7 protein-coding genes and 4 tRNA genes are annotated in these 10,341 nt (G+C 38.6%); 6 read left to right on the plus strand and 5 right to left on the minus strand.

Translation table 11 applies throughout. The annotated features are described in order from the left end of the window. The first annotated feature begins 234 nt into the window (after positions 1-234). Complete coding sequence (locus DO88_RS04820) at positions 235-477, plus strand: hypothetical protein (protein WP_007378934.1); 243 nt, start codon at positions 235-237, stop codon at positions 475-477. Between the two features lie 4 nt (positions 478-481). Here the strand turns inward: DO88_RS04820 and DO88_RS04815 are convergent, their stop codons facing one another. The 5 genes from DO88_RS04815 to DO88_RS04795 all read right to left on the minus strand — a co-directional run bounded on the left by DO88_RS04815 (position 482) and on the right by DO88_RS04795 (position 6,598). Next, positions 482-1,504: a hypothetical protein gene (locus DO88_RS04815; RefSeq protein WP_033040296.1), complete on the minus strand. Its 1,023-nt coding sequence runs from the start codon at positions 1,502-1,504 to the stop codon at positions 482-484. A 101-nt stretch (positions 1,505-1,605) separates the two neighbouring features. After that, positions 1,606-2,286, minus strand: a complete 681-nt coding sequence (locus DO88_RS04810) for a tRNA (adenine(22)-N(1))-methyltransferase TrmK (protein ID WP_007378932.1) — start codon at positions 2,284-2,286, stop codon at positions 1,606-1,608. After that, a complete protein-coding gene (locus DO88_RS04805; RefSeq protein ID WP_007378931.1) occupies positions 2,287-3,225 on the minus strand; it encodes a class I SAM-dependent methyltransferase in 939 nt (312 codons plus the stop codon). It lies immediately after the preceding gene. A 2-nt stretch (positions 3,226-3,227) separates the two neighbouring features. After that, positions 3,228-5,222: an excinuclease ABC subunit UvrB gene (gene uvrB, locus DO88_RS04800; RefSeq protein WP_007378930.1), complete on the minus strand. Its 1,995-nt coding sequence runs from the start codon at positions 5,220-5,222 to the stop codon at positions 3,228-3,230. Continuing rightward, the gene (locus tag DO88_RS04795; RefSeq protein ID WP_007378929.1) at positions 5,219-6,598 is read right to left on the minus strand and encodes an MATE family efflux transporter; all 1,380 of its coding nucleotides are present in this window, start codon (positions 6,596-6,598) and stop codon (positions 5,219-5,221) included. Before DO88_RS04795 ends, uvrB begins: the two co-directional genes overlap by 4 nt. A 1,041-nt stretch (positions 6,599-7,639) precedes the next feature. Here DO88_RS04795 and DO88_RS04785 point away from each other — a divergent pair. The 5 genes from DO88_RS04785 to DO88_RS04765 all read left to right on the plus strand — a co-directional run bounded on the left by DO88_RS04785 (position 7,640) and on the right by DO88_RS04765 (position 10,103). Next, positions 7,640-7,716: transfer RNA gene (locus DO88_RS04785), tRNA-Asn, on the plus strand. Between the two features lie 21 nt (positions 7,717-7,737). Then, positions 7,738-7,814 (plus strand) — tRNA-Asn (locus DO88_RS04780). Between the two features lie 21 nt (positions 7,815-7,835). Continuing rightward, a tRNA-Asn gene (locus tag DO88_RS04775) sits at positions 7,836-7,912 on the plus strand. Positions 7,913-7,941: 29 nt separating this feature from the next. Next, a tRNA-Asn gene (locus tag DO88_RS04770) sits at positions 7,942-8,018 on the plus strand. A 144-nt stretch (positions 8,019-8,162) separates the two neighbouring features. Then, complete coding sequence (locus DO88_RS04765) at positions 8,163-10,103, plus strand: EAL domain-containing protein (RefSeq protein ID WP_007379058.1); 1,941 nt, start codon at positions 8,163-8,165, stop codon at positions 10,101-10,103. The last annotated feature ends 238 nt before the right edge of the window (positions 10,104-10,341 follow it).

Genomic DNA, 10,341 nt, shown 5'->3' on the forward strand with positions numbered 1-10,341 from the left:
TACAAACCTCGCGCCGCGATTTAATCGCCCCTAGGTTGAACAAATTTCAATCCACAAAGATTAACACGCCCTAGCCATTAAACAATATCTAAAGTGTATAAATGATGAACACTCTCAAAGCTTGGCTTAAGTAAAGTATACAAATTAAGTTACAATTGTCAGCTTTATCAAAAGCGCTTAAAGGTTATACTTTAACCATAAACAACGAATAATAAAATGATAAGGAATGAGGTTATGTCTGGAACTACGATGATTGTACTTATTGTGCTAATTTCGGTTGGCTCAGGAGTAGTTTACGATATGTATAAAAAGCACCTTGAGTTTAAGCATAAAATGCAAAACAACAACAACGATGCCCATAAACAACTAGCTGAAACAAACGCACAAGTGCTTGCATTAAAAGAGCGCGTACAAACACTTGAGGCTATTGTTACTGATTCGAGCTTTAACGTTAAAGATGAAATTAATAAACTTTAAATTGTTATAAGTAATTTGGATATAAATGCGCATTTTCTGGCTGCTCAATGCCGTGAGCAGCTAAAAACCCACCAATAGCTTGCCCGCAGCCCTGTGGTGCTCGCCCACTGTCTATCTCAAAGTTTAACTGATTAGCATGTTGCTTACCCATAGAGCAAAGCCCTACGGTACTTGGCGAGCGCATAGCGATACTTAGGTTACCTATTTGTTCAACCGCAACGTGTTTACTAAAGCGGGCAAAACCTTTGTATTTAAACTGCTCGTTTACGTAGTCGTTACTTGTGGCCACCAATGCCGCAATTAAGCCGTGTAAAAAGCTATTAACGGATGGATCTGCTGTTAAAAACGCAATTGTTTTTTTATTAAACTCGCTAAGCTGGCAATCCTCACACAACAGCTCAACAGTATATAAATGTTGCTCGGCTACTTGCTGCTGGCTTTTAAGCTCAATGCTTTTTCCTGCAAATACAATGCGTTTAAGCACTTCATCAACGTTACTTGTAACCGCTTCGCTTTTAACAAGTTCAGGGTTTTGCGCCATTACCGGTAAGTCGTGATGGTTATTAAATGGCGTGCTTGTTGCGCCGCTTTGCATTAACTGAAAAAGCTCTCTTACTTCATGTTCTCGCGCTACTTTTAACGCTAAAAATGCGGTTTGAATAAGCTCTGAGGTAGGTAAGTTTTCCTCTACTATCCAACGTCTGCCAAATAATAGTTTTTTAGCTTTGGCTTCATTAGTAGATGCGCTTTTTTGGTAGTTATCTGGGCTCAGCACTGCTACTTGTAGGTAAATTTCTTCACCTTTTTGTGCAGCAAGCACTCTAAAATGAGCCGAAAATTCAATACTCTCAAGTACTTCGTTTACGCTTTGAAGCGTGTGCTTGTAACGTAAAAAATGCTGTGGCACCACCCAGTTACTATTAGCTAATTGCACAAGGGGTGCATAAGAAATAGGTTGCTCGTAACTGTGTTGCCATTTTTGCTCATTGCTAAGCAAATGATTAATGTGACTCTTGTTATCTGACATAAATAAACCAAATAAACTCGCGTTGTGCGATATAAACTATGAACACATTACGTCGTCAATGTCGTAATTAGATCACATGTACGCCCTACTTTTGGGCTTTTTTAACTATCGGTGAGTTCTTGATAGTCTGTTATAACTTTTTGATAGTATGGCTTATCTTTATTGAGCATTTTATTATAATGATTTATGAGTTGCCGTTGGTACATAGCATGCTCTGTACTAGCAAAGTCCCACATTTTGTTGCCGGTATGGCTAATCTCATTATTGGTACTAAAGCTCACTTCAATCACTTCATAAAAACGTTTGTTGTCGTAAACTATTTGTTCACTAACAAGCCCTAAACCTAATTGCTTTAAACCGACTCGCAACTTATAAGTGTGATGCACTGGGCATAAAATAAACCGAACATTATTTAAATGCTCAACTGCGTTATTAGCAATAATTTGTTGTACTAAACTTAACAACAGCTCACCGCCAACACCTGCTATTACAACTACTTGGCTTTTTCTTTGAGCAATTTCAATTTTGCCTACATCCTGACATAAGACCTGCCACTGCGGATTTTTATCACAGGTTTTTTGTAATTTATTAATAGATGATAATTGCGTTTCTAGGTCGTTCATTAAAGTGGCGACTATATCTACAAAAATAACCTGGCTTGCAGCTGCGCGCTTTAATAGCGCCATGCCTAAATAACCATGGTCGCAGCAACAATCCCAAATAATATCGTGATGCTGCGAAATTAATGTATCAATGGCAGTTAAGCGTTTACTGAGCTTCATTTAAGCAGGTATTTGTGACATTTTATAGACAAGCGCTTTTAAACTTTTATTGCTGTCTACTTCAATAAAACGCTCGGTGGGGGCTAGACGCTCAACAAATTCAATTGCGCCTTGGGTGTGCTCGTTTATTAACGCTTTAAACGCCTCTTCGCTAAGCTCTGGGCTATTAGCACACAATAACAATTGTGTGGTATCGCAAAGTAGCTCTGGCAATCTGCGCAGCACTTTTTGATAGTCTTTAGTTAATATAAAGCTGCCTTTTTGAAAGCTTGGCGGATCAACTATTATTAAATCAAACGGGGCTGCTTTTTTTAGTTTTCCAAACGATTTTAAAATATCGTGCGGTAAAAAACTTACGCCGCGCTCAAAACCGTTTAGTTGATGGTTTTGCTTGCCGACTTTTAGCACGCCTTTGCTCATATCCATGTTCATTACATGATCTGCCCCGCCTTGCATGGCTGCAAGCGAAAACCCACATGTATACGAAAACAAATTAAGCACTTTGCCATGCTTACTATTAGCCATTACAAACTCACGGCCGCTGCGCATATCGGGAAATATTCCGGTATTTTGACGGCTCTGTAAATCAACCAAAAAACGAATGCCATTTTCGGTTACAACATGCGGGTTAGGTAATTGCCCATAAACCACGGTATTTTGGCTTTGTACGCCAGCGCGTTGCTGATACACAAGTGAGCTAATAAGCTCTGGCTGGTTTTTTTGTGCCCACTGCCACACAACATCGGTAAGCTCGCTTAGTGTTTGCTCGTCAATTTCGTCGTACGAAACTAAAAATAAACTGGGCGGGTAAAAGTCTAAATTAATATGACTTAACGCTTCGACGCTGTGGCCTCGGCCATGAAAAACACGACACAGTTCATTTTTTAAAATTGGCGCGTCTTCAAGCGCAGTAATAAGAGGAGTAAAGTTTGCTGTCATTTTTAATTAATCAACTGTTGTTGTAGTTCATGTATTTCATCGCGAACAGAGCCCGCTTTTTCAAATTCTAGGTCGCTTGCGTATGCATGCATTTTGGTTTCTAACTGCTTAATTTGCACAGCAATTTCTTTCGCACTAAGTACCTTTTTAGACTCTTTACGAATAAGTTTAAGGTTGTCTTTAGGGCCGGCTTCTTCGCCTACATCCATTACATCGAGTATTTTTTTAGCCAGAGCATGAGGCTCTATGCCGTGCTCAACGTTGTAAGCATGTTGAATTTCGCGTCTGCGCGCAGTTTCGTCCATGGCTTTTGCCATTGATTTTGTAATTCTGTCGCCATATAAAATAGCGCGGCCATCTAAGTGACGAGCAGCACGGCCAATGGTTTGTATCAAAGAGCGAGCTGAGCGTAAAAAGCCTTCTTTATCGGCATCAAGTATGGCAACAAGTGCCACCTCTGGCATATCAAGGCCTTCTCGCAGTAAGTTAATGCCCACTAACACATCAAACACGCCAGCTCGTAAGTCACGAATTATTTCAACTCGTTCTACCGTATCAATGTCTGAATGTAAGTAACGCACTTTTACGCCATGCTCACTTAAATAGTCGGTTAAATCCTCAGACATACGCTTTGTAAGTGTAGTTACAAGTACACGTTCGCCCTTCTCTACACTTTTATAAATCTCTGATAAAAGATCATCAACCTGATCCCCTACTGGGCGCACTTCTATAAGTGGGTCAAGCAACCCTGTTGGACGAATTACTTGCTCAGCAATTTCGCCTACGCAACGCTCTAGCTCAAAGTCGCCAGGCGTTGCCGATACATAAATAGTTTGTGGTGCTATGGCTTCAAACTCTTCAAAACGCAGCGGCCTGTTATCCATTGCTGAGGGCATTCTAAAACCATATTCAACAAGGTTTTCTTTACGGCTTCTGTCGCCTTTGTACATGGCGCCAATTTGCGATACGGTTACGTGCGATTCATCAATAATCATTAATGCGTCGTCTGGGAGGTAATCAAGCAACGTAGGCGGCGGATCGCCTGGCGTGCGACCCGATAAATAGCGGCTGTAGTTTTCTATACCTGAGCAATAACCTAGCTCCCGCATCATTTCTATATCGTATTGCGTACGCTGTGTTACGCGTTGCTCTTCTACTAATTTATTAGCACTGAGTAACTGCGCTCTTCGATCTTTTAGTTCTTCTTGTATTTTATCGATAGCCCCGAGTATTTTCTCACGCGGGGTAACATAGTGTGTTTTTGGGTAGATAGTGGTGCGTACTATGTGCTTTTCGATAGCACCAGTAAGCGGGTCGAAAATACTTAAGCGCTCTATTTCGTCATCAAACATTTCTACGCGTACGGCATAGGTATCTGACTCGGCAGGAAATATGTCGACCACTTCGCCACGCACGCGATATGTACCACGGCTAAAATCTACATCGTTACGGGTGTATTGTATTTCGGCGAGGCGGCGTAGCATATCGCGTTGATCGACTTTTTCCCCGACTTTTAAAAGCAGCATCATTTTCATGTATGATTTAGGGTCACCCAAACCATAAATAGCCGATACCGATGCCACAATAATGGTATCGCGGCGCTCAAGCAGTGCTTTGGTCGCACTTAAACGCATTTGTTCTATATGCTCATTTATCGAAGCATCTTTCTCGATAAATGTGTCGCTTGATACAACATAGGCTTCTGGCTGGTAGTAATCGTAATACGATACAAAGTATTCAACGGCATTTTTAGGGAAAAACTCTTTCATCTCACCATATAACTGAGCAGCAAGCGTTTTATTGTGCGCCATAATTATTGTTGGACGATTTAAATCGTTAATAATATTAGCCATGGTAAAGGTTTTACCTGTACCCGTAGCACCTAATAAGGTTTGGTGTGCAAGCCCCGCTTCTAACCCTTCGCACAGTTGTTTAATCGCGGTAGGCTGATCGCCTGCTGGCTTAAAATGTGATTTTAACTGAAAATGATCGCTCAACTATTGCACTCCCGTAATGATTGACTGCTCAACGCATCGAGCTCTTTCATAAACCATTTATATGCCACCATTGCAGTAAATAAATTACCCAGTGCCGCACCAATAAATAATCCAATTAAACCAGCTAGCTCATTACCTATATAAGCAAACGGTAGGTAAAAAACAAATAAACGAATAGTACTTAAAAACAGTGCATTCATTGGTTTATGTAAAGCATTAAACGAAGAATTAGATAATATGATCACCCCTTGCAAACCGTAGCTAAACGGAATGGTGTAAATAAAGAGTTTTATCACATCAATTACCATTTGTTCTTTACCAAACATTTGACTAATAAAGCCTGAAAAAACAATAAGCAAAATATAAATAGCAAATTGCCAAATCATCACAAATTTTAAGGTACCAATATAAGCATCTTTTACTCTGCATAATTTACCCGCTCCAAAGTTTTGGCTCACAAACGGGGGTAATGTCATCGACAAAGCAAGTACAAGAATACTGGCTATAGATTCTATCCGGCTGCCTACCCCAAATGCGGCGACGGCTTCAGGTCCGTGATGTGCAACCATAGCGGTCATCACAGCCATTGCAACCGGGGTCAACATGTTTGCGCCTGCGGCGGGTAAACCTATTTTTAATATTTTACGAATAGCGCCTACCACCGTTTGCGACCCGGCTTTTAAACTCAACAACCGTTTTTTTACTATTAGTAAATATAAAATAATAACAACAGCAACTCCCCATGCTATTACACTTGCAATAGCGGCACCTTGAATACCTAACGCAGGAATAGGGCCAAAACCAAATATAAGCATAGGATCGAGAACCGCATTTATAAGCCCCGCCCCGCCCATTACAATACTGGGCGTTTTAGTATCGCCACTGGCACGCAGTACCGAGTTACCAATCATTGGGGTTATTAAAAATACGCTACCGATAAACCATACATTCATGTATTCGTGTATTAAAGGAAGTACCTGCTCACCTGCGCCTAATAACGTAAATATGGGGTCGATTAGCAAATAGCCAATAAACGATAAAATAAGCACTAAAACAAAAGCAACCAATATTGAAACGCTTGCGTCAAAACGCGCTTCATCTATTTTGTTGCTACCTAAAGCTTTAGCTATAACTGCCGACGTACCAATACCTAACCCAATGGCTAAGCTAATAACTGTAAACGTAACAGGAAACGTAAAACTAACTGCAGCCAATGGCTCTGTGCCTAATAAGCTGATAAAAAATGTATCAACAATATTAAACATCATTAACGTGATCATGCCAAAAATCATCGGAATGGTCATGGTCTTTAATGTAGGCAAGATAGGATCGTTTAGTAAATCTGGGCGAGTCTGAGTTTTTGAAATTGCGCGCATGAAATAAATAAGCCTCTTTTACTGAGCAAATCATTTTAAAGCATCAAGACAATTCAAGCCACGGATTTATCAACAGATTTGAAGGAAACATAAAACTAACTATTCGACAAAACAGTAAAGATCTATTTTTAGATATTTTTGCTAAAATTGAGCACTAAGCCGCCAAAAAACAATTAAAACACATTTTAGTTACTTTTCTTTACAAACCCCCGTTCATTACTGATGCATTTTCACACAAAGACATGCTTTATTTTATCGTAACGAAAAAATTCTCTCATCGAGTTAGATGATTTAAATTGATAATAGTAACCTGTTGTTTTTTAATAAAATAAAAATAGTGATTTAAAAGCTTGAAATCGTTGTAGCACTCTAAAATGCTGGTGCCGCTGATGTTCTTAAAGTTTCATAAACAGAGTTATCCACAGAAACCGTGGATAACTCATTCAAGCCCGCATTTACAAAGGCTTTTAGAGTGATGCTTTTTTTACTCAGTTCTGACTTATTACAAATATTCAACTTATCGCGTTTTTCTGGTTTTAGAGCAAAAACCATCTCGACATATAAATTGCCTTATTAACCTGATTATCTTCTTGTGAAAAAAATGAAAGTATAACGCAACGTATTGATTGTATTATTTTTGAGCTCTGACAATATAATCACCATCGTACATATAAGTTGTAAAAAATAATTCACTTCTGTGATTATCGAAAATCAATTTAAAGCTTTTACTTTTTTGACAAAACAGACCAACAATAAAAAATACAAACGTTACTTTTTATATTTTGTGCGTATTTTTTACAGCTAAGCGGTTTAACATTGTATTTTATTTGCTCAAAGAACTAAGAAAGGCGATCTCAAAAATCGGCATATCGTCTAAAATCGTAACTCTATTTTTTAAAAGGTTCTTTAAATGAAGTCACAAAACACGCAGATCGAACATAAAAACAACGAATAACCACCTTTTTTAAATTTATAACTTTTATATGTTGACACTTTGCGGCGCGGTCATTAATATTTCGCCCCGTTGAAAGGCAAGACGCTTCCCCCTTAGCTCAGTTGGTTAGAGCGACGGACTGTTAATCCGCAGGTCCCCCGTTCGAGTCGGGGAGGGGGAGCCAAGTTTTTCAACCATAAACGATTCCCCCTTAGCTCAGTTGGTTAGAGCGACGGACTGTTAATCCGCAGGTCCCCCGTTCGAGTCGGGGAGGGGGAGCCAAGTTTATGTTTATGATGTAGTTCCCCCTTAGCTCAGTTGGTTAGAGCGACGGACTGTTAATCCGCAGGTCCCCCGTTCGAGTCGGGGAGGGGGAGCCAAATCATCATAATAAAATTTCTACTTTAGTTCCCCCTTAGCTCAGTTGGTTAGAGCGACGGACTGTTAATCCGCAGGTCCCCCGTTCGAGTCGGGGAGGGGGAGCCAATTCTAATAATTTCATAGACATTTATTCTAAATTCCACTACCCTCTGTTTTATAAATAAAAAAACAAATCGCGCTAATAATTTGCTCTGATTTACTAATCAGGATTTCATTCCTTCCCTTTTGAACTATTAAAAGACTGAAAAAATGGCTGGCTTTAAAAAACTTATCTTTATACAAATAATTTCTTGGTTATTATGTGTTGCAGCTGGAAGCTATTTCATTTCGGTAAGCTTTGATAATGCAGTAAGTGAAGCTCAAAAAAATGCGCAAGCTAGCGTTACCAACTATATAAACGACCTTTCTTTTGACGATAATTTAGTACAAAATTTAAAAAAATCATTGGCTGATGGTAAAACGTTCTCAAGCTTTACGTTACGAGATTACCAAGGCGCAGAAGTATTTAACGTTAACTCCCTTATTGACCTGCCACTATTTGCAGATTTTATACAGTCTATTTTTAACTCTGCCCGACCGCAGTTTGCGGTAAATAAGGCTGCAGATATAAAAGTTGAATTTACAGTTAATATTCAACACTTAGCTGAACAACTTCAAATATCACTTTTTATTATTATCTTTATTTCCGCTGTTTTAGTAATTATTCCTATTATTTTGATGCAATCTATTTTTAATCATCTAAATAAAAGTATCAGTATGACCGTCTCTGACGTTATCGATGTTTATATTAACCAAAACCAAGCCGGTGAATTAGAAACAGTGCTAGATAGCTCTAAACTAAAAAGCTTAGGAAAAGATTTAGTACCAAGTTTTAACCGCTTATCGCACTTTCTTAAAACAAAAAATGAATATATACAAAGTGAAGCGCTCAATATTAAACACGAAGCATATAAAGATGTAATTACCGCGCTAGGTAATCGTAATATGTTTGTTGAGTACTACGAAAAAAACATTGAAAATAGTGAACAAAGTACTTTTGGCTCATTAGCAATGATTCGCTGTAGCGAGCTGCAAGCAATAAATCAAAGCCGTGGCTATCAAAAAGGTGATGAGTACGTAAAGGGTGTGGCTGATATAATTAAACATATAAGTGGCACGTATGCTGGCAGTCAATTATTTAGATTAAATAGTTCTGATTTTGCTGTTGTACTTCCCCATATACCACTTAAAGAAGCCGAACGCTTTGGCGAAAACTTACAATCTCGTTTCACTCAATATCAGCAGAATCAAGAATTAAGCTCAGTGGCTAATACCGGTATTGTTGGTTATGAAAAGGGTAAGCCGTTAGGCGAACTTCTCTCAGTTGTTGATAATGCGATGAGTATGGCGCAGTCTAAGCAAATTAATGCATGGCATGTACAGCGTGAATCCGATCTTGTAAATAATGTAAGTGCTGGGTTTGGTAATCAAAACTGGCGTAAAGTGATTAACGAGGTTATTGAGTCCAAACGAGTTCATTTGGTTATGCAAAATATTATGCCGCTTGGTAAAAGTATTAAAGCATACGCTGAAATTCAAGTTCGCTTCAAAACAGAAGATAATCAAGTTCTGCCTACAGCTTCATTTTTAGCTATGGCTGAAAAGCTTGGTATGGCAGTTGATATAGATAAATTAATTATCGATTCATCACTTGAAAAAGTTAAAAGTCGTAACCTTTCTGAAAAATATTTTGGTTTAAATGTCACGGCTTCAAGCGCTCATAACGATCAGTTTGTAATTTGGTTAGAGCGTCGCTTATTAAAAGATACCCATATTGCATCAAAACTTATTTTTGAAGTGAGCGAGTTCGGCTTACAACAAAATATTAAAGCAAGTAAGCGCTTTATTGATATGGTTCACCGAGTGGGCGCACGTGTAACTGTTGAACGTTTTGGTGTTGGTTTAACCTCATTTAAGTTTTTCCGCGATTTAAAACCTGACTTTATTAAAATGGATGCCAGTTATACTCGCGGCCTAGAAGATGATAAAAACAATCAGTACTTTATGCGCTTAATGGTCGATTTAGCCCACCGCATTGGTGTTAATGTTTTTGCCGAAGGTGTTGAGAGCCAAGAAGAAAAACATATTATAGAAACCTTGTGCTTAGATGGCGTGCAAGGTTATTACATAGAAAAACCTAAAGATATCTAAACCAATTAAGCAACATTGACTAATTTAAAAAGAGCACTTGTTGCTCTTTTTTGCTTTGTAAATCGTAGTACAGTTATTTGGTGGCACCACTAAAACTGCAAAGTAAAATGAATACTATACCAATCTGCTTATGTATGGGGTCTATTTAACCTTAAGAAAATTACGCTAGAACTAGGCTAAAGTTTTTGTATCTTGTTCTAAATAAAAAATTTTAACGACGTTATAGTGCAATTTAATT

Origin of the sequence: Pseudoalteromonas sp. S3431, assembly GCF_000690035.1 — a bacterium.
Classification (GTDB): Bacteria; Pseudomonadota; Gammaproteobacteria; order Enterobacterales; family Alteromonadaceae; genus Pseudoalteromonas; species Pseudoalteromonas fuliginea.